Source organism: Amycolatopsis sp. NPDC058986, from assembly GCF_042741125.1.
Lineage (GTDB): Bacteria > Actinomycetota > Actinomycetes > Mycobacteriales > Pseudonocardiaceae > Amycolatopsis.
The window spans coordinates 21796-43655 of sequence record NZ_JBHYJW010000010.1; the positions used below are offsets into that span (position 1 = coordinate 21796).

General features: G+C 69.3%; 24 protein-coding genes. 7 read left to right on the top strand and 17 right to left on the bottom strand.

Annotated features, from left to right (window positions below; genetic code table 11):
- Positions 1-162: 162 nt before the first annotated feature.
- Positions 163-675, bottom strand: a complete 513-nt coding sequence (locus ACFW0G_RS11835) for an ArsR/SmtB family transcription factor (RefSeq protein ID WP_378324998.1) — start codon at positions 673-675, stop codon at positions 163-165.
- A gap of 117 nt (positions 676-792) precedes the next feature.
- Here ACFW0G_RS11835 and ACFW0G_RS11840 point away from each other — a divergent pair, with 117 nt between their 5' ends.
- Entirely contained in the window at positions 793-1767 is a 975-nt protein-coding gene (locus ACFW0G_RS11840; protein WP_378324999.1) for an aldo/keto reductase, read from the top strand.
- Between the two features lie 27 nt (positions 1768-1794).
- Here ACFW0G_RS11840 and ACFW0G_RS11845 read toward each other — a convergent pair whose 3' ends face one another.
- The 6 genes from ACFW0G_RS11845 to pqqA form a co-directional block, all read right to left on the bottom strand.
- The gene (locus tag ACFW0G_RS11845; protein ID WP_378325000.1) at positions 1795-2889 is read right to left on the bottom strand and encodes an alpha/beta hydrolase family protein; all 1095 of its coding nucleotides are present in this window, start codon (positions 2887-2889) and stop codon (positions 1795-1797) included.
- A gap of 184 nt (positions 2890-3073) precedes the next feature.
- Positions 3074-3964 carry a pyrroloquinoline quinone biosynthesis protein PqqB gene (gene pqqB, locus ACFW0G_RS11850; RefSeq protein ID WP_378325001.1) on the bottom strand — a complete coding sequence of 297 codons (891 nt, stop codon included), beginning with the start codon at positions 3962-3964 and terminating at the stop codon, positions 3074-3076.
- On the bottom strand, positions 3961-5046 hold the full coding sequence (gene pqqE / locus ACFW0G_RS11855; protein ID WP_378325202.1) for a pyrroloquinoline quinone biosynthesis protein PqqE: 1086 nt from the start codon (positions 5044-5046) through the stop codon (positions 3961-3963). The genes pqqB and pqqE overlap by 4 nt, the downstream gene beginning before the upstream one ends.
- Positions 5043-5315: a pyrroloquinoline quinone biosynthesis peptide chaperone PqqD gene (gene pqqD, locus ACFW0G_RS11860; RefSeq protein ID WP_378325002.1), complete on the bottom strand. Its 273-nt coding sequence runs from the start codon at positions 5313-5315 to the stop codon at positions 5043-5045. The genes pqqE and pqqD overlap by 4 nt, the downstream gene beginning before the upstream one ends.
- A gap of 1 nt (position 5316) precedes the next feature.
- A complete protein-coding gene (gene pqqC / locus ACFW0G_RS11865) occupies positions 5317-6009 on the bottom strand; it encodes a pyrroloquinoline-quinone synthase PqqC (RefSeq protein ID WP_378325004.1) in 693 nt (230 codons plus the stop codon).
- Between the two features lie 73 nt (positions 6010-6082).
- Positions 6083-6175, bottom strand: a complete 93-nt coding sequence (pqqA, locus tag ACFW0G_RS11870; protein ID WP_345399451.1) for a pyrroloquinoline quinone precursor peptide PqqA — start codon at positions 6173-6175, stop codon at positions 6083-6085.
- Between the two features lie 324 nt (positions 6176-6499).
- On the opposite strand from pqqA, the gene ACFW0G_RS11875 reads away from it, so the two are divergent.
- Positions 6500-7486, top strand: a complete 987-nt coding sequence (locus tag ACFW0G_RS11875) for a PQQ-dependent sugar dehydrogenase (protein WP_378325006.1) — start codon at positions 6500-6502, stop codon at positions 7484-7486.
- A gap of 72 nt (positions 7487-7558) precedes the next feature.
- Here the strand turns inward: ACFW0G_RS11875 and ACFW0G_RS11880 are convergent, their stop codons facing one another.
- Positions 7559-8128 (bottom strand): TetR/AcrR family transcriptional regulator, encoded by a 570-nt coding sequence (locus ACFW0G_RS11880; RefSeq protein WP_378325007.1) that lies wholly within the window; start codon positions 8126-8128, stop codon positions 7559-7561.
- Between the two features lie 56 nt (positions 8129-8184).
- Between ACFW0G_RS11880 and ACFW0G_RS11885 the strand changes: the two genes are divergently transcribed.
- A complete protein-coding gene (locus tag ACFW0G_RS11885; RefSeq protein WP_378325008.1) occupies positions 8185-9366 on the top strand; it encodes an MFS transporter in 1182 nt (393 codons plus the stop codon).
- A gap of 26 nt (positions 9367-9392) precedes the next feature.
- Here the strand turns inward: ACFW0G_RS11885 and ACFW0G_RS11890 are convergent, their stop codons facing one another.
- The gene (locus ACFW0G_RS11890) at positions 9393-10763 is read right to left on the bottom strand and encodes a wax ester/triacylglycerol synthase family O-acyltransferase (RefSeq protein ID WP_378325009.1); all 1371 of its coding nucleotides are present in this window, start codon (positions 10761-10763) and stop codon (positions 9393-9395) included.
- An 87-nt stretch (positions 10764-10850) separates the two neighbouring features.
- Here ACFW0G_RS11890 and ACFW0G_RS11895 point away from each other — a divergent pair, with 87 nt between their 5' ends.
- The 3 genes from ACFW0G_RS11895 to ACFW0G_RS11905 all read left to right on the top strand — a co-directional run bounded on the left by ACFW0G_RS11895 (position 10851) and on the right by ACFW0G_RS11905 (position 14879).
- Positions 10851-11852: a glutathione S-transferase family protein gene (locus tag ACFW0G_RS11895; protein WP_378325010.1), complete on the top strand. Its 1002-nt coding sequence runs from the start codon at positions 10851-10853 to the stop codon at positions 11850-11852.
- Between the two features lie 57 nt (positions 11853-11909).
- Positions 11910-13544 carry a thiamine pyrophosphate-binding protein gene (locus ACFW0G_RS11900; RefSeq protein ID WP_378325011.1) on the top strand — a complete coding sequence of 545 codons (1635 nt, stop codon included), beginning with the start codon at positions 11910-11912 and terminating at the stop codon, positions 13542-13544.
- A gap of 66 nt (positions 13545-13610) precedes the next feature.
- Positions 13611-14879, top strand: a complete 1269-nt coding sequence (locus ACFW0G_RS11905) for an aspartate aminotransferase family protein (RefSeq protein WP_378325012.1) — start codon at positions 13611-13613, stop codon at positions 14877-14879.
- A gap of 410 nt (positions 14880-15289) precedes the next feature.
- Here ACFW0G_RS11905 and ACFW0G_RS11910 read toward each other — a convergent pair whose 3' ends face one another.
- From ACFW0G_RS11910 to ACFW0G_RS11945, 8 genes are all read right to left on the bottom strand, one after another.
- Positions 15290-15727: a VOC family protein gene (locus tag ACFW0G_RS11910; protein WP_378325013.1), complete on the bottom strand. Its 438-nt coding sequence runs from the start codon at positions 15725-15727 to the stop codon at positions 15290-15292.
- Complete coding sequence (locus ACFW0G_RS11915; RefSeq protein WP_378325014.1) at positions 15706-15924, bottom strand: hypothetical protein; 219 nt, start codon at positions 15922-15924, stop codon at positions 15706-15708. The genes ACFW0G_RS11910 and ACFW0G_RS11915 overlap by 22 nt, the downstream gene beginning before the upstream one ends.
- A 119-nt stretch (positions 15925-16043) precedes the next feature.
- Positions 16044-16565 carry a GNAT family N-acetyltransferase gene (locus tag ACFW0G_RS11920; RefSeq protein ID WP_378325015.1) on the bottom strand — a complete coding sequence of 174 codons (522 nt, stop codon included), beginning with the start codon at positions 16563-16565 and terminating at the stop codon, positions 16044-16046.
- Positions 16566-16569: 4 nt separating this feature from the next.
- Positions 16570-17091 carry a GNAT family N-acetyltransferase gene (locus ACFW0G_RS11925; protein WP_378325016.1) on the bottom strand — a complete coding sequence of 174 codons (522 nt, stop codon included), beginning with the start codon at positions 17089-17091 and terminating at the stop codon, positions 16570-16572.
- Between the two features lie 67 nt (positions 17092-17158).
- Positions 17159-17959 carry an ABC transporter ATP-binding protein gene (locus tag ACFW0G_RS11930; RefSeq protein ID WP_378325017.1) on the bottom strand — a complete coding sequence of 267 codons (801 nt, stop codon included), beginning with the start codon at positions 17957-17959 and terminating at the stop codon, positions 17159-17161.
- 66 nt (positions 17960-18025) lie between these two features.
- Entirely contained in the window at positions 18026-18790 is a 765-nt protein-coding gene (locus tag ACFW0G_RS11935; protein WP_378325018.1) for an ABC transporter permease, read from the bottom strand.
- A complete protein-coding gene (locus ACFW0G_RS11940; RefSeq protein ID WP_378325019.1) occupies positions 18787-19800 on the bottom strand; it encodes an ABC transporter substrate-binding protein in 1014 nt (337 codons plus the stop codon). The genes ACFW0G_RS11935 and ACFW0G_RS11940 overlap by 4 nt, the downstream gene beginning before the upstream one ends.
- Positions 19801-19926: 126 nt before the next feature.
- A complete protein-coding gene (locus tag ACFW0G_RS11945; RefSeq protein ID WP_378325021.1) occupies positions 19927-20706 on the bottom strand; it encodes an IclR family transcriptional regulator in 780 nt (259 codons plus the stop codon).
- 115 nt (positions 20707-20821) lie between these two features.
- Here ACFW0G_RS11945 and ACFW0G_RS11950 point away from each other — a divergent pair, with 115 nt between their 5' ends.
- Entirely contained in the window at positions 20822-21853 is a 1032-nt protein-coding gene (locus tag ACFW0G_RS11950) for an amidohydrolase family protein (protein ID WP_378325022.1), read from the top strand.
- Positions 21854-21860 lie beyond the last annotated feature (7 nt).

Here is a 21860-nt window from a genome sequence, read left to right on the forward strand (position 1 = left end):
CTCCGCGAGACAGTGTTGAATCTTTTTTGGCGCATGGTGTTGATGATTCGCTCGCAAGCGTCGCTCATGCGATCGCCTCGCTCCGCGAGACAGTGTTGAATCTTTTTTGGCGCATGGCATCCATGATTCGCTCGCAAGCGTCGCTCATGCCGGGGTGTTCGTTCACAGCAGCTCGAACAGGGCGACGCTCGCACTCACCCGGACCGTGCCCGCGGTGCGCGGCGGCTCGGCCGCATCATGCAGCAGGCGGCTCAGTTCGGTGGCCTGGCACAGGGCCTGCGCCCAGACCGCCGGGTCGACCCACACCTCGGCGTCGGTGATCGACGCCGGGTGTTCCGGTGCGCGGAATTCGAGGCGGCGCTTGAGTTCCTCGGCCACCGACGCCAGGAGGACGTGGTCCTCCTCGGGGCTACGCCCGGTCAGCCGCGGCCCCGACTCGGGATCGTGGCGATAGCGTTTCGCTCGCCCGCCACGGATCCGGACTTCCTCGACGATGTCCAGCAGGCCGGCCTCGTGCAGCCGGCGCAGGTGGTAGCTGACATTGGCCTGGGTCTCGTCGAGTTCGCGCGCGGCCTCGGCCGCGCTCATCGCCGTGCCCGTCAGCAGCGACAGGATGCGCAACCGCAGTGGATGGGCCAGCACGCGCAGATCGTCGAGGGTGGGGGACTCCGGCATGGGCCGAGTATCCCGGTGAGCGGAGGCAACTGTCAAACAGTTATTTGGTGGTTTCGATGGACGGGATTTCCGCCGCGCGTGACTGCGGAGATCCGATGTCTGTGCTGTGCTGGAAGCATGCGTACGACGATTTTGGGCAGGAGTGGCATCGAAGTCTCACGGATCGCCTTCGGCACATGGCAGCTCAGTGGCGCCTGGGGCTCGTTCGACGAGGACGTCGCGATCGCCGCCGTCGTCCGCGCTCGCGAACTCGGCGTCAACCTCTTCGACACCGCGCAGGCCTACGGTGCGGGGAAGTCCGAAGTCCTGCTGGGCAAGGCATTGCGCGGCGAGCTGAAGCGGAACCGCGACAGGGTCGTCATCGCCACGAAGGGCGGAACCAAGCCACGCGCGGAACGGGCCCGCGATGCCCGCCGCGAGTGGCTGACCGAGGGCCTCGACGCGAGCCTGCGCAATCTCGGCGTCGATTACATCGACCTGTACCAGGTGCACTGGCCGGATCCCGGCACTCCCGCCGAGGAAACCGCCGGGGTGCTGCAGGAGTTCGTGGACGCGGGGAAGGTCCGGCACATCGGAGTGTCCAATTACGACACCGCGCAGCTCGCCGCGTTCGACGAGCACCGCCCGGTGGAGACACTTCAGCCGCCGTATCACCTGTTCCGTCGAGGCATCGAGGCCGATCCGCTGCCCTACGCGCGGGAGCACGACATCGGCGTTCTGGTCTACAGCCCGCTCGGCAGTGGCCTGCTGACCGGCGCCCTCAGCGTGGACACGAAGTTCGAGGCCACCGACTGGCGCTCGCGTTCCTCGGCGTTCCAAGGCGAAAACCTGCGGCGCAATCTGGAGATTGTCGACAAGCTGACGGCCTTCGCCGGGGAGAAGGGGATTTCGGTCGGTCAGCTGGCCATCGCCTGGACGCTGGCGCGGCCCGGTGTGCACGCCGCGATCGTCGGGGCCCGGAAGCCCGCCAACATCGAAGCGAGCCTCGCCGCCTCGGACATCGAGCTTTCGTCGGATGACTTGGCCGAGATCGACCGGATCACCGCGGACGCCGTCTCGATCACCGGCGCCAGCCCGGAAGGCATCGCCTGACCGGCCGGGCGCCGGTGATCGCGCGGTTCACGGGTTCCAGAAGCGGACTTCGAGGTACCGCGGCGAGGGGCCGCACAGCAGCGGCTGGAAGTGGCCTCGCAGGTGCTGGTCGAGGAATGCCGTCACGTACGCCTCGGTGATCCGGATGCCCCGCAGCGGCTCGATGAGGTCATCGGGCATCGGGAAACCGGCCTTCGCCGCGAGGTAGTTCGCGTCGGTGAAGGTGTTGTGGTCGCTTTTGTCCACGGTCAGCCAGCGTTTCCAGCCGCCAAGCTCCGGCCAGCCGGCGTCCCAGGTCGGGTCCCAGGTGCCGCCCGGCAGGTGTTCCGGCTTGCCCAGCAGCAGGTACGGGCGGTTCAGGCCGGTCACCGGGGTGTAGAACTTGCCGTCCACGATGACCCCGGCGCCGATCCGGGGGTCGCCCAGCATCGCCGGCGCGGTACTCGAGCCGCCGATCGAGTGGCCCACCATCGCGATCCGGCTCGCGTCGATGAGGCGTGCGACGCCGTGGGGTGACCGCGGTCCGGTCAGCTCGTCGAGTACGAACGACGTGTCGGCGGCGCGGGTGTCGACGAGTTTCGTCCAGTCCTTGACGGCGCATGCCTCGCAGCCGGTGGTGTGCCCGTCCGGGAAGCTGGTCGCCAGCGCTTCGTAGTTGTGGCCGATGCCCGCGACGACGTAGCCGCGACTCGCCAGCTCCTCCGCGAGCGAGGTCAAAGTGTTGCGTGGTAACAGGAATCCGGGTGATAGCACCACCAGCGGCGCTTTCCGGCCGAGCGCTGGAGCGTCCACTGTGGAGTTCGTATCGACTCCCGCGAAGAAGTCGGCGGGGATCTTCGCCGCCGTGCCCAGCGCGGTGGATTCCTGAGGTGTCATGTACTTCGCGCGCCGGCCGCTCGCGGAGCGCGCGGGGTACCACAGGGAGACCATCAGTTCGCGGCGCTGTGCCGGGACCCACGGATCGGCACGACGGGTGTCGGTCAGCTGAAAGGTCGACAAGCCTACCTTGTGGTGTCCGGTCGGCCGGGGCAGTGCTGCCGACACGGTCGCCGCGTTCGCGACGCCGGTGGTGGTGAGGCCGACGGCGAGGATGCCCGCCATGGCCAGGGTTCGGAGTCTCATGCTCCCAGTGTCCGGTCGTGTTTTGCCGCCGGCATCCGGACAACCCCCGGAATCCCCTCGGTGAAATCCCGTAGTCACCAAGTCTTCCCCGGCTCTGATGGGCCCCGCCGTCGAGCGCCCCAATGTGGCATTGGGTGCGTTGGACGCACCGAACGCCACATTGGGGCGCGTGAGCTGCGCCGGGTCAGAAGGTGAATTCGGTGCCGTCACCGGGGAGTTCGGCACCGCCGGCGAGTACGGCGGCGTGTTCGGCGGAGGCCGGGTCCAGTACCGGGTTGGTGTTGTTCAGGTGTGTGAAGGCCCAGCGGGTCCCCGGACGAGCGGCACGGCGCCGGGCGATCTGCGAGAGACCGCCCGCTGTTCCGGCGATGGGGAGATGGCCCATCGCGAGCTGCGCGCCGTCACCGACCTGCGCCCGCGTCGCGCCCGACATCTCGTCCGGCGCGTAGAAGGTGCCGTCCAGCAGGACCAGGTCCGCGCCGTCGGTCAGCTCGTCGAACCCGTCCGGCCAGCCGCGCAGGCAGGGCGCGTAGACGACGACGCCCCCCGTCGCAGGGTCCTCGATCCGGTAGGCCACCACCCACGGTCCGTCCTCAGTGGACGAACGCGCGTACTTCGGACGTTTGTCGCTCACCGGAAGGGCGTGTACCACGATACCGTCGAGCTTGATGTCCGAAGTGGACGACCAGTCCCAGCCGCCGTAGCCGTCGATGATCGACCGCGCCGGGAAATGCCGGGACAGCGCGTGCAGCACCGAGTCCGGTGCCCACACCGGCAGACCGCCCGCCTCGCGCAGCATCAACAGACCCAGCGAATGGTCCAGCTCGGCGTCGGTGAGCAGTACTCCGCGCAGCGGGATTTCGCGAGGGCCCGGCCCGGCGCGCAACGCCGGTGTGGCCAGGATCTGCGCGCGGATATCCGGCGACGCGTTAAGCAGGTACCAGCCCCGGCCGTCGGCGCTGACCGCGACGCAGTCCTGGGCACGTGGCATCGCGCCGGACGTGCACAGGCGGCACGCGCAGTTCCATTGCGGGAACCCACCGCCCGCCGCGGTCCCGAGCAGGATGATCTTCATCGCGTGGTCACCGTGCGCATCACCAGCTCCGGTGCCGTGACGGGAGGTGGCGCCGCCAGGATCACGTCGACGACGTCGCGGTGCGGCGAGCGCGAGCACACCGGGTCGGTCGCGGCCGCGTCGCCGGTGAGCAGGAATGCCTGGCAGCGACAGCCGCCGAAGTCGACTGAGCGTCGATCACACGTCCGGCACGGTTCGCTCATCCAGTCTTCGCCGCGGTAGGCGGTGAAGGAGGACGACTCGTACCAGATCTCCTCGAGCGGTTTTTCCTTGACGTTGTCCAGTTCCAGCGTCGTGATCGCGGTGGCCGCCGGGCACGGCAGCACGGTGCCGTCCGGCGCGACGGTGAGCTGACGCGCGCCCCAGCCGTACATGCACGGCTTCGGATACGGCTCGTAGTAGTCGGCGACGACGTACACGATCTCCATCTTCCCGCGCAGCCGTTCGGTGGCCTCGCGCACGATCGGCTCGGCGACGGCGAGTTGTTCGCGGGTCGGCATCAGCGCGTCGCGGTTGCGCAGCGCCCAGCCGTAGTACTGCGTGTTCGCCAGTTCGAGCCGGTCCGCGCCCATTCGCTCGGCGAGCGCGATCATCCCGGCCAGCTGATCGTGATTTCGCCGGTGCAGCACGACGTTCACGGTGAGCGGGAGGTCGGCCTTCCTGATCAGCCCGGCGACGGCGAGTTTGTGGTCGTGGGCCCGCGCACCCGCCAGCAGGTTCGCCCGCTCCGCGGTGGCGGCCTGCACGGACAGCTGGATGTGCGCGATACCGCGCTCGACGAGGTCGGCGAGCCGTTTCTCGGTCAGGCCTAGCCCGGACGTCACGAGGTTGACGTAGCAGCCAAGCCCGGCCGCGTGTGCGACGAGTTCCGGCAGATCGGGCCGGGCCAACGGTTCGCCACCCGACATGTGCACCTGCAGCACGCCGAGTTCCCGCGCCTGCGAGAGCACCGCCAGCCAGTCCTGTGTGGACAGTTCGGACTCGCGGCCCGCCAGCTCGACAGGATTGGAGCAGTACGGGCAGTGCAGCGGGCAGCGGTGGGTCAGCTCGGCCAGCATGCCGAGCGGGGGTTGCGCTTTCACTGCCATCGTACGATCCGCCGATCTTCCAGCCGCGTCAGCACGTCGATGATGTCCTGTTCGCGGACGCCGGAATAGCGTGTGCCCAGCGCTTGTGTGATGGCCGAAATCGTCCGGTCGCCGTCGCACAGTTCGAGTACCGCGGCGGCGGTCGGGTTCGGCACCAGCACTCCCTCGGGGAACAACAGAACGTGGGTTTCCCGTGTGTGGTCGTAGGTCAGCCGGACGCCGCGACGGAGTTCCGGGACCGAGCCCGTGCCGATGGTCGTCATCTCACTCCTTCGCCGCGGCGCCCGCTATCGCGTCGAGCATCGACCACAGCACGTCGCATTTGAACGACAGCGCCGAGATCGCCTTGTCCTGCTGTTCCCGGGTCGCGCAGTGCTGGATCACGATGTCGAGCGTCGCCTTGCCCTCGCCGGAAACCGCGTCGATGCGGTTGGTGAAGTAGGCGAGGTCTTCGCGTGCGATCCACGCGTAGTTGGCGAGCATGTCCGCGACGCGGCGCTGCATGAGATGTCCGGCGAACATCTCGGTCAGTCCGGAGGCGATGGCCTCGACCCACGGTTTCGTGCGCGCGAACGTCACATAGGCGTCGACGGCGAACCGGACACCGGGTGCGACGTGCCGCTGGTCGAGCACCTCTTCGCGGCTGAGCCCGACCGCGGTGCACAACCGGAGCCAGCGCTCGATACCGCCCTCGCCCGCCTCGGTTCCGTCGTGGTAGACGATGCGCTCCAGCCACTGGCGGCGGATTTCCGGCACCGGGCAGTTGCTGATGATCGCCGCGTCCTTCTGCGGCAGCACGCACTGGTAGTACCACCGGTTGGCGGCCCAGGTCTTCAGCTCGTGTTCGGTGAGCTCGCCGGCGTGCATGCGGTGGTGGAAGGGGTGTGTTCCCCAGTAACGCGGGGAGAGGCCGCGGAGCGCGGCGCCGAACTCTTCGGGACTCAGGAGCGGGGACATGCGCGGCCTCCGGCGGCTCGGTGCTGGTGGGAGCCCGCCGGTGGCGCGGTCGGGCGCCACCGGCGGGAACGGCTCATTCCATCCGGGCCGCGTAGGCGGTGACCTCCATCGGGGTCTCGTACTCGACGAAGTCCGGAGTGGTCCATACCTCTGTGGTTTCGATCATCTGCAACTCCTCGGATCGGTGAAGGGTGCACCGCCGGACGTCCGCCCGGGACGACCGGGTCGAGCACCCGCCACAGTAGGAGCGCGGGACGGTACGTCGCCAGGTTTGTTCCCACGGGGTGGGTACCGTTCCTCCCGATGGCGGATAGCGCGGCTCCGGATGATCACTCGCGGAGTTCCGGCCAGGGATGTGAAAGCGCTTTCGCCACCCGTCCAGTGGTGTCCGGCTGACTACCTGGTGTGTTTCTATCCCACTTCGCGGATGTCCCCCGAGCATCCGATCCGCCGTCCGAGCTACCCGGGGTGCAGCTATCAGGAGGCGTAAATGTCGTTGTGTCGCAAGCTCACCATGCCCGTCATCGCGGCCGCCCTTGCCGCTTTCGGCGTCGCGGCGCCCGCCGCCGCGGACGGTGTCTCGGCCCAGGCGATCAAGCAGGTCGCCAGTGGTCTGGACGAGGCGTGGTCGGTGGACTTCCTGCCAGATGGCACCGCCCTGTTCACCCAGAAGGACGCCAAGAAGATCAGCAGGATCGACAAGTCCGGCAAGGTCAGCGATGTCCAGACCATTCCCGGCGTCAGCGTGACCAAGGAGGCCGGCCTGCTCGGGCTGGCCGTGTCGCCGAAGTACGCACAGGACCAGACCGTGTTCATCTACTACACGACCGCCTCGGACAACCGGGTCGCGAAGCTCAAACTCGGGCAGTCGCCGACGCCGGTGCTCACCGGGATCCCGCGCGGAACGCAGTTCCACCAGGGCGGCCGGATCAAGTTCGGCCCGGACGGCTTCCTCTACGTCGGCACCGGGGACGCGAAGAACGGAGACAACGCGCAGAACAAGGACTCGCTCGGCGGCAAGATCCTGCGGATCACCCCGGACGGCAAGGCCGCGCCCGGTAACCCGTTCGGCAGCCCGGTCTACTCCTACGGGCACCGCAACGTGCAGGGCCTGACCTGGGTCGGAAACCAGCTCTACGCCTCGGAAATCGGCGACAGCAAGGTCGACGAGCTGAACAAGATCGAGCCGGGCAAGAACTACGGCTGGCCGAAATGCGAAGGAAAATGCAGTGTCGCGGGGATGACCAACCCGGTCAACCAGTGGCCGACCTCGGAGGCGACGCCGAGCGGCATCGCCTCCTACAAGGGCAAGCTGTACATGGCCGCGCTCAAGGGCGGTACGTACAAACTGGACACCGCGGGTAAGGGCGGCAAGGTCTATACCAACCTCGGCCGCACCCGCGACGAGGTCGCCGGTCCCGACGGCCAGCTGTGGGTCGTCACGCCGGGCGGCATCTACACCGCCGACGGCAACTGAGCTTCCGAACGGATCGGCGGCGGTGCCGGGAGTATTGGGCGCCGCCGCCGATCGCCTCGGGAACGTTTCCGGCTACCCCGCGGACGGCAGCTGGGCGCGAAGCAGCGTCGCGGCGGCCGCGCGGGCGTCGGCTCCGGCCCCGAGGTCGCGGTCGATCGTGGTCACCACACTCGCCCCTTCGATGAGCAGAAGGAGTTGCCGGGCAAGGGGAATCGGGTCCTCGACGCCTGTCTCACGGATCCTTTCTTCAAGGAGTGCCCGATAACGTGCGAGGTGACGTCTGGCGATCGCGGCGATCGCCGGTGCCGCACGGGTGTCGGTGACGGTGTTGACGACAGTGCAGCCGCCGTAGCCGGGCTGGGCGAACCAGTCGAGCAGCAGATCGAACACCGAAAGCACGCGCGGCGGCCCGGCGGGCGCGCCGGCGGTCTCGCGGATCAGCCAGGCGTGGATGCGGTCGCTGTGCTCGGCGAGCATCGCCTCGACGAGCCGCTCCTTGGACTCGAAATAGCGGTACAGGCTCAGCTTCGACGCCGCCGCGCGCGCCGCGATCTCGTTGACGCCCACCGCGTGGACGCCCTTTTCGTAGAACAGTCCGGCCGCGGTTTCGAGGATCCGCTCCCGGGTCGCCTCCTGGGTCACGGAACACACAGTACCACTCTGTACTTTTGACAGTACCGATCTGTACTGTGCAGCTCATGACTGATGCCGGAGTTCCGCTGCGGCGGCTGTGGACGGGTGTGCTGTGCGGCTACCTCGCCCTCGGGGCGACGTTGCAGGAGCTGCCGGGGTATGTCGTGGCGAAGTACGGCTCCGGCCCGGCGACCGCGGGCCTGCTGGTCGGGGTCGCCTTCGCGGCGGCGGCGGGCACACGGCCGTTCGCGGGGCGGGCGGGCGACGCCGGGCGCGCACGGACGGTGGTGCTGACCGGTGGCGTGCTGACCTCGGTGGCGGGGGCCGGGCACCTGCTCGCGCCGGATGCCGGGACCTTGCTCGTCGCGCGGCTGCTGATGGGGATCGGCGAGGGGATGCTGTTCTCGGCGAGCCTGCCGTGGGTTCTCGCGGCCACGCCCGCGGATCGGCGTGGGCGGGTGTCCGGCTGGTTCGGCCTGTCGATGTGGGGCGGGCTCACGCTGGGGCCGCTGCTCGCGGTGGTCCTGCACGGCATCGGCGGAGCGCGATCGGTGTGGGTGGCGGTGATCGCGCTGCCGATCGTGTCGGCGGTGCTGGCCGCGACGACCCGGCGCCCGCCACCGCCCGGGGAGCCGGTGCCGGTCCGGCCGCGGTCGTGGCGGGAGATCCTGCCGCGTGGGGCCGGGCTTCCCGGCCTGTGCCTTGGCATGGCGGCGTACGGCTACGGCAGCCTGACCGCGCTGCTCGTGCTGTACCTGGGCGATGGGGTCGGTGGGCAGGATCTCGGACTCGCGGTGTTCGCGATCGCGTTCCTGCTCACCCGGTCGTTCGGCAGCCCGATGGTCGACCGCTACGGCGGTGCGGCGGTGGCGCGGATCGTGCTGCTCGTCGAATGCGCCGGGCTGACGCTGCTCGCCACCGTGCCCACCGAGTTCTTCGCCCTGCTGGGCTCCGCGATCACCGGCGTCGGTATCGGCACGGTTTTCCCCGCGACGACGGCGATGACGTTGCAGCGCACCGGTGCGATCCGGCCGGGTACCGCGGTCGGATCGATTACCTCCCTGTGGGACCTGGGGATTCTCGCCGCGGGCCCGATCGGCGGAGTGGTCGCCGCGCACTTCGGGTACCGCCCGGCGTTCGCGCTCGCCGCGGGCGTCGCGATTGTCGCTTGTGGACTGACGTTCGTGCTCGTGCGCGATTCGAAGGCTATCGATATCCCGCCGGTGGCGGCTCGAAGCCGTTCCTGAGCTGTTCTACGGGTGGCCGGGCTGAATCACGCGGCCACCACGGCGGTTTCCAGTTCGGCCAGGGCGGTGTCGAGGTGAACGAGGATGCGCTGCAGGTGCGGGACGCTGCGGCGGCAGCCGGTGATGCCGAAGTCGAGGTTGTCGCCGTTGCTGGTCAGGGTGATGTTCAGGGCCTGGCCGTCGAGCAGCACCGACGCCGGGTAGATGCCGTCGAGCTGCGCGCCGTTCCAGTACATCTGCTTGCGAGGGCCGGGGACGTTCGAGATCACCAGGTTGAACGGCGGGCGCGTGTTCTCCACGACGCCGGGCAGCGGCGAGACGCCGAGCGCGGCGACGTTGATGCCGGAGAGTGCCAGCGTCTGGAGCGGGGACAACTCCGAGAACAGCCGCTTGCCGTTGCGCATCGAGGCGTGGATCGCGGCCAGCCGGTGGGCGGGGTCGGGCTGGTCGGTGGCCAGGTTGCACAGCAGCGCGCCGATGTTGTTGCCGCTGGCCTCGTGGCTGTCTTCCTTACGCCGCAAGGAAACCGGGACCATCGCGATCAGTGGGGCGTCCGGCAGCGCGCGTTGTTCGATGAGGTAGTCGCGCAGCGCGCCCGAGCACATCGCGAGCACGACGTCGTTGCGGGACACCCCGGCGGCGGTCGCGATGGCGCGGACCCGGTCCAGTGACCACGACTGCGCGGCGAACCGGCGCGCGCCGCCGATCGGCACGTTGAGCATGGTTTTCGGCGCCTGCAACGGCAGGGTCAGCGTGTGCTCCTGGAAGGCTTCGCGCGCGACCTTCACCGCGGCCGGGGCGATGCCCGCGAGCTGGTTGAGCGTGGCGCTCGCGGTGCGAAGGAACGACGCGGGCGCCTTGCCGTTGCGGGTCCCGTTCGTGTTCCGGGTGCCCCACGGCGGCGGGCAGGCGAGGTCGTCCGGTGAGTCGCTGAGCGTGTTCTGCAGCTGCCGCAGTGCCGAAACGCCGTCCATCAGCGCGTGGTGGACCTTGGTGTACATGGCGAACCGGCCGTCGGCGAGGCCCTCGATGAGATGGGATTCCCACAGTGGACGGTGGCGGTCGAGCAGCGTGCTGTGCCAGCGCGATGTCAGCTCCAGCAGCTCGCGGATCCGGCCCGGCCCCGGTAACGCGGAGTGCCGGAAATGGTAATCCAGCTCTAGATCGGTGTCGGTGGACCAGGCGACGTGACCGAGCGTGTTCACCGGGCGCGTCGGGCGGCGGCGGAACACCGTGCGCATGTTCTCGTCCTCGAGCAGGCCCGCCCGGATCTCGCGCAGGTACTCGGGCCCGGCGCCGTCGGGTTTGCGGAACAGGCTGAGGCCGCCGACGTGCATCGGATGTTCGCGCGTCTCGATCAGAAGGAACATCGAGTCGGTCACGGGCATCATCGGCATGCCGACCACCTTCCCTCGCGGTACCCCGGGAGGGCGAGTGTACGCACACCACGGCCGATCGGGCAGATTCGATCTAGGCTGGCAGGCATGACCATCCCGACCGATCCGAAGACGGGGGAGTTCCGCCGCTCCGCCAACCATTTCGACGCGCGCGTCACGGCCGGCGGCGGGGACGGCTGGCCGGTCGAGGCGGGCCGGTACCGGCTGGTGGTGAGCCGCGCCTGCCCGTGGGCGAGCCGCGGGCTGATCGTGCGGCGGCTGCTCGGGCTGGAGGACGCGCTGTCGGTGGCGGTGGCCGACCCGATCCAGGACGAGAAGAGCTGGCGCTTCACTCTCGACCCCGACGACCGCGACCCGGTGCTCGGCATCCGCTACCTCGCCGAGGCCTACCACGCCGCCGACCCGCACTACATGGGCGGCATCAGCGTGCCCGCACTCGTCGACGTGCCGAGTGGGCGGCTGGTGAGCAACGACTACCCGCGGATCACGCTCGACCTCGCCACCGAATGGACCAGCTTGCACCGGCCGGGCGCGCCCGAGCTGTACCCGGAGCGGCTGCGCGCGGAGATCGACGAGGTCAACGACGGCGTGTTCAAGGATGTGAACGCGGCCGTGTACCAGGCGGGATTCGCGAGCAAACAGGCCGCGTACGAGGACGCCTACACGCGGCTTTTCGCCCGGCTGGACGAGCTTTCCGGACGACTGGAGCGGCAGCGGTATCTCGTCGGTGACACGATCACCGAAGCGGACATCCGGCTTTTCACCACACTCGTTCGTTTCGACGCGGTGTATCACGGCCATTTCAAGTGCAATCGGAACAAGTTGACCGAAATGCCGGTTCTCTGGGCCTACGCGCGCGATTTGTTCCAGACCCCCGGATTCGGGGACACGGTCGATTTCGACCACATCAAAAGGCATTACCACGCGGTGCACGAGCAGGTGAACCCGACGCGGATCGTCCCGCTCGGCCCCGATCTTTCCGGCTGGACGACCCCGCACGAGCGGGAGGCGCTCGGTGGACGTCCCTTCGGCGACGGCACTCCGCCGGGGCCGCCGCCGGCTGGCGAATTCGCCGGTCCTCGCTGGTGATGGTCATGACACTGGGTGGTGTTGCCGCTGCGTTCGGCCATCTGGCAGCATGCCAGGGTGGGTGATCGGACCGGAGCACAACATGTCGCGGACGCCCTGACCGCCCTGGGCACCGAAGTCGCGTTCGGACTTCCCGGGGTCCACAACCTTCCGCTCTGGGAAGCGCTCGCGCACACCGGGATCCGGTTGATCGGCGTACGGCACGAGCAGACGGCGGGCTACGCGGCCGACGGCTACGCGCGGGCCACCGGCAAACTCGGCGTCGCGCTCGTCACCACCGGGCCCGGCGCGGCCAACACGCTCGGCGCCGTCGGCGAGGCGATGGCTTCGGCGGCACCGGTACTGGTCATCGCGACCGACATCCCGTCGACGTTGCGGCGGCCCGGCGTGGTCCGCGGGGTGCTGCACGAGACGTCGGACCAGCAGGCCATGTTCGCGCCGGTCACCAAGGCCGGGTTCACCGTGCGCGCCGCCGACCAGATCGGCACCACGCTGCACCGCGCGGCGCGGCTGGCACTGCAACCGCAGAGCGGCCCGGTCTACCTCGGCATCCCGACCGACTACCTTCGCGACACCGCGCCGCGGCGCGAACCGCCGTCGCCGCCGATGGCGCCGCGCATCGACATCTCCGAGCTGAGCGCGGCCGAGGCACTGCTGTCCGGTGCGAAGCGGCCGCTGATCTGGGCGGGTGGCGGCGCGCTGCGGTCCGGGGCGGGCGAGGTGATCGGCAGGCTGGCCGAACGGCTCTGCGCGCCGGTGCTCACCACGTTCGCCGCACGCGGCCTGCTGCCGCCCGAACATCCTTGCCTGGCACCGAATCCGGTCCACACCCCGGAGGTCGGCGAGCTGTGGGACGAGGCGGACGTCGTGCTCGCGGTCGGCACCGACTTCGACGGCCTGATGACGCAGAACTGGCTCATGCCGAAGCCGCGGAAGCTGATCGCCGTCAACGTCGACGCGGACGACGCGGCGAAGAACTACCCGCCCGACCTCATGCTGGTCGGCGATGCCCGCGAGGTCGTCGAGGTGATCGACGTCCCGAAACGGCCGGGCCTGGAAGAACTGACCACGCGGCTCACCGCGATCGGCCGCCGGGTGCGGCGGCGGATTCGCCAGGAGGAACCGCAGGCGGCGGACTTTCTGTCCACTTTGGAGGAAGTGCTGCCCTCGGACGCGGTGGTGGTTTCCGACATGTGCGTCGCGGGCTACTGGCTCGGTGGCTTCCACCGGTTCCGCGAGCCGCGGCGGTTCGCCTACCCGATGGGCTGGGGCACGCTCGGGTACGGCTTCCCGGCGTCGCTCGGCACGGCCGCGGCGGGTGGCGGGCGGGCGATCTGCGTCACCGGCGACGGTGGTTTTCTTTACGGCGTCGGGGATCTGTCGACGCTGGCCGCGGAACAGCTTCCGGTGACGGTCATCCTGGTCGACGACGACGGCTACGGCATGCTGCGCTACGACCAGGAGCGGGCGGGCCTGCCGTATCGCGGCGTCGACTGGGACAGCCCGGATTTCGTCGGCCTCGCCCGATCGTTCGGCGTGCACGCGGAACGGGTGTCCGGGTTCGGGCGCGCGTTCCGGCGGCAGCTCGGCGAGTTCGTCAAGGCGGACGAGCCGAACGTGCTGGTCGTCCGCGCGCGGCTCGCCCCGCCGATCAACACCTCCCCGCGCTGGTACCGCCGCGAGGATCGCTGAGGCTTCCCGGGTTCGCGTCCCGTAGTGATCCGGGACAGGATGGAGGGCGAGGACCGAGGAGGTCGCATGAGTTCAGCACGGCAGACGAATCCGTTGTGGCATCCGTTCGCGGACATGGGCGCGGTCGACGGTGACCGCTGCGTCATCACCCGCGGCGAGGGATCCTACGTCTGGGACGAGGACGGCAAGCGGTACTTCGACGCCACCGCGTCCCTGTGGTACGCCAACTTCGGCCACGGGCGCGAGGAGATCACGCGGGCCGTCGCCGATCAGCTCGCCACGCTCGACTCGTACAACCTGTTCGGCTACTACGCCAACAAACCCGCGCTGGAGCTGGCCGAGCGGGTGTCCGCGCTGGCGCCGACCCCCGGCTCGAAGGTGTTCCTCGGCTCGGGCGGCGGTGACGTCGTGGACACCGCCGTCAAGATCGCGCGGTCGTACTTCGCGCACACCGGGCGGCCGGAGAAGGTCCACGTGATCGGGCGGGTGCAGGGCTACCACGGCACGCACGGGTTCGGCACCGCGGCGGGCGGGATCGCGGTGAACGCGGAGGGCTTCGGGCCGCTGCCGCCCGAGTTCTCGCACATTCCGTACGACAGCGCGGAGGCACTGGAGGCGGAGATCCAGCGCGTCGGCGCCGAGCGTGTCGCCGCGTTCTTCTGCGAACCGGTGATCGGCGCCGGGGGCGTGCTGCTCCCGCCGGACGGCTACATCGAAGCGGTCGCCGAGATCTGCCGCCGTCACGACGTGCTGTTCGTCGCCGACTGCGTGATCGCCGCGTTCGGGCGGCTCGGCACCTGGTTCGGGATCGACCGGTGGCCGGTGCGGCCCGATCTGATCACCACCGCCAAGGGCATCACCGGCGGGACGATCCCGCTCGGCGCGCTGATCGTGGCGCCGCGGGTCGCCGAACCGTTCTTCACCGGTACCCCCGGCGCTCCGACGCTGCGGCACGGCGCGACCTACGCCGGGCACCCGGTGGCGTGCGCGGCGGCGAACGCCACCCTCGACATCTACGAACGCGACGGCCTGATCCCGCGCGGCCGTGAGCTGGAGAAACCGCTTGCGGACGCGCTCTCCGGCGCGGGTTCGCATCCGCTCGTCGGCGAGGTACGGGCTGGGCTCGGCTTCCTCGCCGCTGTCGAGCTTCGCGCGGACGTGCTCTCGGCCGACCCCGGCGCTCCCGGTCGGTTGCAACGGCTCTGCCGTGAGGAGGGCGTGCTGGTGCGTCCGGTCGGCAAGGGCGTCGTGATGTCGCCGCCGTTGATCGCCGCCGAACCGGAGCTGGACCTGCTGGCTTCGGCGCTGCCACGGGCACTGGACCGCCTGGGCTGAGCTCCGGGCTCGGTCGTCGGGTGTCCTCAGTGGACGGTGGGGGTCGGTCGTGCCGCGAACGACGCGTTCGTGACGGTGAACGTCCCGAACGGAGCGTTCGAGACGTGACCTTGACGCGCATGTCGCGAACGCGTCGTTGGGGACGTTGAGCGTCCGCAACGCGTCGTTCGGGACGCGTCTGGCCGGCCGATCCGCGCCCGGGTGGTGGAGCGAAGGGACCTTTCGTCGCGTCCGGTGCGACGAAGGGGCCCCTCGTCCTGTCTTGATGTCGTGAACGGTCCAGTCGTGCCGCCGTGATGCGACGAGGGCGTCCCTCGGTGCGGCTGACGCACCGAAGGCGTCCCTCGGCACCTCGCGACGCGCCCCCAAGCACACGTCCCGAACGCGTCGTCCGGGACACATGCCCGGCGTCACGAGATGCAGAACTCGTTGTTCTCCGGATCGGTCATGGTGACCCAGCTGTGCGGGCCCTGCCTGCCGCTGTGCAGGAACGTCGCGCCCCGCGCGGTGAGCTTCTCCCGCTGCTCCTCGACGTTCGCCGCGCCGACCCAAACGTCCAGGTGCACCCGGTTCTTCACCGTCTTGGCCTCCGGGACCAGCTGAAAGAGCACGCGCTTTGGCGGGCCCTCCGGGGGCGAATCCGGATGTCGGATCGCCGCGCCGGCCTTCCACACGAGGGCACCCTTGTACGTCCTCGTCTCGTCCTCCGTCGCATAGCCCTTGGCGATCATCTCGCGGATGAACGCCTCGTCGGTCGGCTCCGCCTGCCAGCCGAGCGTCTCCGCCCACCAGTCGGCGAGCACGTGTGGGTCGGCCGCGTCCACGGTCACTTGGAAGTCATACGCCATACCGGGACGTTAACCACCGGCACCGACATTTCTTGGAGAGAGGCAGCCGGAAAGCCCGCGGGTCGATCGGCCGGGACCACCGTGAACCGCCACTTGTCCACGCCGCCGCCCATGATCTCGGCGTACCGGCGCGCACCGTCCGCGTTGGCGAAGCGGACCTGCTGGCCGTTGGTGAGATGGGTGATCTTGACCGCCACGCTGCCTCCTTGGTCTGGGAGCCGGCCCGCGGAGCTTCCCCCTCCGGGACCGGCGCGCCCAGTAGAACATGTGTTCGACGATCTTCGCTACCCGGGGTCCCCCGCCCGAGCGAGCAGGCTCAGATGCCGAACGCCGCCGGGTACCGGATGACGCCCGAGGGCGCCGGGCGCGCCGGGTCGAGGGCCAGCGCCATCATCGCGTCGTCGGGCACCTCGAAGGAGGGCCGGATACCCCACCGCGAGGCCGGGGCGAAGCCGAACTTCGGGTAGTACTCGGGGTGTCCGAGCACGAGCACGAGGTTCTCGCCCCGCGCCTTCGCGGCTTCGAGCCCGGCGCGGATGGCCGCCGAACCCGCGCCCTGACGCTGGAACGCGGGCAGCGTCGCGCACGGCGCGAGGCACAGCGCGGGAGCGTCGTCGACGTGACAGCGGGTGTACAGGGCGTGTGCGGCGAGAGTGCCGTCCGGTGTCTCGGCGACGAAGGACAGGCCGTCGAGCCACGCGTCCGTGTCGGCGCGCAGGGCGTCGACGAGGTCGGCCTCCTCGCGGGTGGGGAAGGCGGCCACGTTGATCTCGTGGATCGCCGTGATGTCGGCGGCCGTTTCGGGCCGGGCATGCCAGGTCATGGTGGTCGCGTTCATCGGCCTAGTGTCCACTGTGGACGTCGAGAGTGCGGCGCATCGCGACCCGGGGCCAGGCGTCGAGACCGCGTGCCGCCTCGTGCCGCCGGATGGTGCGGAGCCCGTCGCTCAGCTCGGCGTCGTCGACGATCTCGAAGTTCAGCCGTTGGTAGTACGGCGCGTTCCACGGAACGGTGGCGTAGGTCGTGAGCGTGAGCCCGGCGAGGCCGTGCTCGGCGGCCCAGGTGTCCACGACATCGATCAGCGAACGGCCGAGCCCGCGGTGGGCGTGGCTCGGCCGCACCGAGACCTGCTCGATGTGGGCGAACCCGTCGACGACCTCGGCCAGCAGGTAGGCGACCGGGCGGTCGTGCTCGTCGGTGCAGACCCAGGCGCGGCCCGCCTGCTGGAACGCGGCCAGCTCCTCGATCGACGGCGGTTCGTCCTCGGCGATCGCGGTCATGCCGAGTTCGCGGAACGGGGCACCCGCGGCGCGCTCGATGTCGCGGAGAACGGGGAGGTCCTCGCGGGAAGCGGAACGGATCACCTCACAGTCCTACCGCGTTCGCCGCCGCCGCGCGAACCCTTTCAGCCATCCGTTGGTGCGGCGGTCCTCAGCGTTCGTGCCGCAGTTCCCGTTCCATCGACTGCCGGACCTCGCCCTCGATCAGGCTCCACACCTGCTCGACGTGCCAGCCGAACTCGGGCGAATGCTTCGTGGCCAGTGTGCGCGGCCGTGGCAGCGCGACGTCGAGGACGGCTTTGACCCGGCCCGGCCGCGCGGTGAGCACCACGATCCGGTCGGACAGGTACACCGCCTCGTCGACCTGATGGGTGACGAACAGCACGGTTTTCGAACGCCGTTGCCAGATCCGCAGCAGTTCGCCCTGCATCAGCTCGCGGGTCTGGCCGTCCAGCGCGGCGAACGGCTCGTCCATCAGCAGAACGTCCGGGTCGACGGCGAGCGCGCGGGCGATGTTGACCCGCTGGCGCATCCCGCCGGACAGCTCGTGCGGGTAGGCGCCGGCGAAGCCGGGGAGCCCGACCAGGTCGAGCAGTTCCGCCGCCTTCTCCGCGCACTCCTTTTTGGACAATCCCTGGAATTCGAGGCCCAGCCCGATGTTCCGCTCGACGGTGCGCCACGGCAGCAGCCGGTCCTGCTGGAAGACGAGCGCGCGGTCCGGCCCCGAACCCGAAACCCGCCTGCCGTGTAACGTCACCATGCCGGTGGTGGGCGGGATCAGCCCGTCCACCAGCCGCAGCAGCGTGCTCTTGCCGCAGCCCGACGCGCCGACAACCGAGACGAACTCGCCGGCCGGGACCTCGAGGTCGAGGCCGTGCAGCGCCTCGACCTCGGATCCCTTGCGCCGGAAGATCTTGCCCAGATTCTCCAGCCGCAGTTTCGCGGAATTCACTTGCCTCCGCCCGAAGTAGGTTTCCCCGTACTCGTGATGCGCGTCCCCCTGCTCATCCTCTCCCCCTTATTCCTGTTGTTGGACAACACGCCACCGCCCCACTCGCCGTTCCACGGCGGCGAGTGCGTAGGTGATCGCGACCCCGACGATGCCGAGCACCACCACTCCGACGAACAGTGCCCGGGTGTCGAAGGTTTCGGCGGAACTCTGGATCAGCAAACCGATTCCGGCCTTCGCGCCGAACAGTTCCGAGACGACCACGCCGACGAGGCCGTGTGCCGCGGCGAGCCGCAGTCCGGCGATCACCATCGGCAAGGCCATCGGCAGCTTGATCTTGACGTAGTTCTGCCAGCGGGTCGCGGCGTAGGCGCGGGCGACCTCGACCAGCTGCGGATCGGTCGTGGAAAAGCCGTAGAAGGTGTTGACCAGGATGGGGAACACCATCACGAGCGCACAGATCACGACCTTCGAGGCGATCCCGAGTCCCAGCATCAGGATGAACAACGGGGCCAGCGCGATCACCGGCGTCGCGTTGAGCGCGGACACCCACGGGTCGAGCAGATCGCGGAGCAGCGGCGACGCGGCCATCACGACACCGAGGACGACGCCGCCCGCGATCGCGAACGCGAGGCCGAGCAGGTACGTCTGCGCGGAGACGCCGAGGTTGCGCGGCAGGCTGCCGTCGGCGGCCAGGTCGAGGAACCGGGTCCAGATCGCGCTGGGTGGTGGCAGGAAGAGCGGGTCGAACACAGTGCGGGACAACAGTTCCCACAGCGCGATGCCGCCGAACACCGACACCGCGCCCAGCGTCCGGGTGCGTGCCTTGGTCATCGCGGTGTCCTCCTGGCTTCGGCGGCGTAGGAATCGTCGACGAAATCCCGGACGTCGACGGGATTTCCGGGCAGCAGGCCGACGAGGCGCAGGCCGTCGATGACGCCTTCGCCAGCCGGGACACTGACCCCGATGCGGTCGGCGAAGGCCGGGACCTTCGAGCGGAACAGCAGTTCGTAGGTCTGTTTCGCCCGCTGCGGCGGGCTTTTCGTTTCCGCGGCGAGGATCCTGGCGGCTTCTTCGGCGTTGGCGGGGTCGTTCAGCCAGCGCAGGGCATCGTCGCGGGCGGCGAGATAGCGGACCAGCTGGTCGCGGTGGTCCCGTGCCCAGGACGCGCGGACCACGACGCCGGTGAACGAGAACTGGTAGCCGGGGCCGAGCAGTTCCGGCAGGTAGCCGAGCCGTTTCGCGCCCTGCTGTTCGGCGGTGAAGTTGACCGGCGGCAGCAGCAGTGTCGAGGACGTGCCGCCTGCGTTCATCGCGGCGAGCCGGTTCCCGGTGCCGCCGGTCGGGATCATCTCGACACCGGCCGGGTCGACGCCCATGCGCTGGAGGAACTGGTGGGTGACGACGGTGGCCTGGTCGGTCACCGACGGGATGCCGACCGACGTGCCCCGCAGGTCGGCGAAACCGCTGATTCCTTTGGCGGACATGACGAACGGTGGCCGCACGGTGGTGTCCGCGACATCGACGAAGTCGAGCGCGCCCTCGGTGCGCAGGCGTGCGAGCACGGTGTTGGCCAGGCCGCGGCCGACGTCGACCTCCCCGGTAGCCAGCAACTGCACCGACTGCGTCGCGGTGCCGGTCTGCACCCGCTGGACGGTGATCCCGTGCTTGGCGTAGAAGCCTTTCGCCTTCGCGACATAGTCGTCGAAGTCGGTCACCGTCGGCGCGGCGACGGTCATCGTGATCAGGTTGTCCGGCCGGGCCGGGTGGGCCGTTCCGCAGGCGGTCAGCGAGGCCGCGCAGAGGGCGGCCGCGACCACGGAGGTCAGCCACGGTCTCCGCACGAGCACTCCGCGAGGTCGAAAAGATTTAGCACAATGTGAGAACTGAATGGTGAAATACGGAATAAATCTAGTGCGCGGACTTTACGACCGTCAATCGACCGAATAGCGGACAGGTGAATCCGCCGTTCACAGCGAGTAGGAGGAAACGGCTTTCTGGATGCGATTCGCGTACGCCTGCAGGGCGGTGATAGCGACGCGTTTCTGGTCGTCGCCGATGCGCGCGGCAGGGCCCGCCATGCTGAGCACCGTCGGCCGGGAGCCCGCGGTGTGCACCGGCACCGAACAGGCCCACACGCCCTCGTCGATTTCCGCGTGGCTGGTGGAGTAGCGGTTGGTCATGGCGCGCCGGAGCTCCTCGCGCACGCCGACGCCGCGCCGCTGGATGATGGCGGGCATGCGGCGTTCGCGCTCGCCCTCGGGCAGCAGCGCGAGCAGCATCTTGCCGGACGCGCCGGTGCCCAGTGGCAGCGAATGCCCCGGCTGGAACGTGAAACGCATGGCCTTGTCGCATTCGACGCGGTCCGCGCACACGGCGACGTCGCCGAACTGCTGGAACAGCATGACGGTTTCGCCGAGCTCGCGGGCGGCGTCCTCCATCGCGGGTTTGGCGAGCCTGGCGAGGTCGTTGGCCAGCTGCGCCGCGCGGGCCAGCGGCATCACCTGGCTGGTCAGGTGGTAGCGCCCCGCTCTGCCCTCCTCGAGCAGCTGGAGTTCCTTGAGCAGTGCGACATAGCGGTACGTGGTGGCGACCGGGGTCCCGATGATCCCGGCGAGTTCGGCGACGCTGCATTCCCAGCGGCGCTCGGAAAACGCGAGCAGGAGTTGCAGGACCTTTCGTGAACTGCTGGCGCCGGGCGTGCGACGCGGGGGCGCGGCGCTGTCGATCGGGCGTGCGGCAGGCGACATCTTGACCTCTCCGGGCGGCGCGAACTACCTTCGCTATCACATCGAGTGAATAAATTAGCACGATGTGTAAAACACTGACCAGCGTCGAGTGGGGCCGGCGCGGAGGGAGTGATCGGTGAAGATCGACGCGTTCTGTCACATCCTTCCGGCCCGGTACGCCAAGGAGTTCTTCGAACTCGACGTCCCCGCGGTGCGGAATCTGCGGAATCGTACCCGGGGGATTCCCGCGCTGACCGATCTTGGCGTGCGTTTCCGGCAGATGGACGAGTTCGGCGACTACCGCCAGATCATCAACGTCGCCGCGCCCGCGCTGGAGGACTTCGGCCCGCCCGCGCGCTGCGCGGAATTCGCCAGGCTCGGCAACGAAGGACTCGCCGAGCTGGTGGCGCGGCATCCCGACCGGTTCGCCGGGTTCTGCGCCGCGGTCGCGCTCAACGACGTCGACCGCGCGCTGGAGGAAATCGACTTCAGTTTCACCGAACTCGGCGCGCTGGGCGTGCAGATCTACTGTCATGTCAACGGGCATCCGCTGGACGAGCCGCGGTTCGACCCGCTGTGGGCGCGCCTGTCCGAGAGCGGGAAACTGGTCCAGGTGCATCCGAACCGAACCGCGGCCTGGCCGGACTACCCTGCCGAAAGCCGGTCCCGGTTCGAGATCTGGTGGGCGTTCGGCTGGGAGTACGACCTTTCCGCGTTCATGGCGCGGATGGTGTTCTCCGGCGTGCTCGCGCGGTGGCCGGGGCTGAAGTTCCTCGTCCACCACGGCGGCGCGATGGTGCCGCATTTCGCGGGCCGGGTCGGGCCGGGCTGGGACCAGCTCGGCGCGCGGACCCCCGAAGCGGAGAAAGCCGACGTCACGGGGTATCCGCTCACCGGGCGGCCGATCGACTACTTCCGGATGTTCCACGTCGACACTGCGCTTTTCGGAGCGGAAGACGCGTTGCGCACCGTGATCCGCTTTTACGGGCCGGACAAAGTGCTGTTCGCGTCGGACAGTCCCTACGACCCCGAGCAGGGGCCCGGCTACATCCGGGCCACCATCGGAAATCTGGCGTCCCTCGACCTGACCGACGCGGAACGGGACGCGATCTACCACGGCAATGTCACCCGGCTGGTCGATCTCGGCGCGTCCGCCGCGGCCGGATAAGGGACGC

Bases quoted from the DNA above. Each gene is read 5' to 3' on its own strand.
- ACFW0G_RS11835 (WP_378324998.1), bottom strand. From the start codon at position 675: ATGCCGGAGTCCCCCACCCTCGACGATCTGCGCGTGCTGGCCCATCCA.
- ACFW0G_RS11840 (WP_378324999.1), top strand. From the start codon at position 793: ATGCGTACGACGATTTTGGGCAGGAGTGGCATCGAAGTCTCACGGATC.
- ACFW0G_RS11845 (WP_378325000.1), bottom strand. From the start codon at position 2,889: ATGAGACTCCGAACCCTGGCCATGGCGGGCATCCTCGCCGTCGGCCTC.
- pqqB (WP_378325001.1), bottom strand. From the start codon at position 3,964: ATGAAGATCATCCTGCTCGGGACCGCGGCGGGCGGTGGGTTCCCGCAA.
- pqqD (WP_378325002.1), bottom strand. From the start codon at position 5,315: ATGACGACCATCGGCACGGGCTCGGTCCCGGAACTCCGTCGCGGCGTC.
- pqqC (WP_378325004.1), bottom strand. From the start codon at position 6,009: ATGTCCCCGCTCCTGAGTCCCGAAGAGTTCGGCGCCGCGCTCCGCGGC.
- pqqA (WP_345399451.1), bottom strand. From the start codon at position 6,175: ATGATCGAAACCACAGAGGTATGGACCACTCCGGACTTCGTCGAGTAC.
- ACFW0G_RS11875 (WP_378325006.1), top strand. From the start codon at position 6,500: ATGTCGTTGTGTCGCAAGCTCACCATGCCCGTCATCGCGGCCGCCCTT.
- ACFW0G_RS11885 (WP_378325008.1), top strand. From the start codon at position 8,185: ATGACTGATGCCGGAGTTCCGCTGCGGCGGCTGTGGACGGGTGTGCTG.
- ACFW0G_RS11890 (WP_378325009.1), bottom strand. From the start codon at position 10,763: ATGCCGATGATGCCCGTGACCGACTCGATGTTCCTTCTGATCGAGACG.
- ACFW0G_RS11895 (WP_378325010.1), top strand. From the start codon at position 10,851: ATGACCATCCCGACCGATCCGAAGACGGGGGAGTTCCGCCGCTCCGCC.
- ACFW0G_RS11905 (WP_378325012.1), top strand. From the start codon at position 13,611: ATGAGTTCAGCACGGCAGACGAATCCGTTGTGGCATCCGTTCGCGGAC.
- ACFW0G_RS11910 (WP_378325013.1), bottom strand. From the start codon at position 15,727: ATGGCGTATGACTTCCAAGTGACCGTGGACGCGGCCGACCCACACGTG.
- ACFW0G_RS11920 (WP_378325015.1), bottom strand. From the start codon at position 16,565: ATGAACGCGACCACCATGACCTGGCATGCCCGGCCCGAAACGGCCGCC.
- ACFW0G_RS11935 (WP_378325018.1), bottom strand. From the start codon at position 18,790: ATGACCAAGGCACGCACCCGGACGCTGGGCGCGGTGTCGGTGTTCGGC.
- ACFW0G_RS11945 (WP_378325021.1), bottom strand. From the start codon at position 20,706: ATGTCGCCTGCCGCACGCCCGATCGACAGCGCCGCGCCCCCGCGTCGC.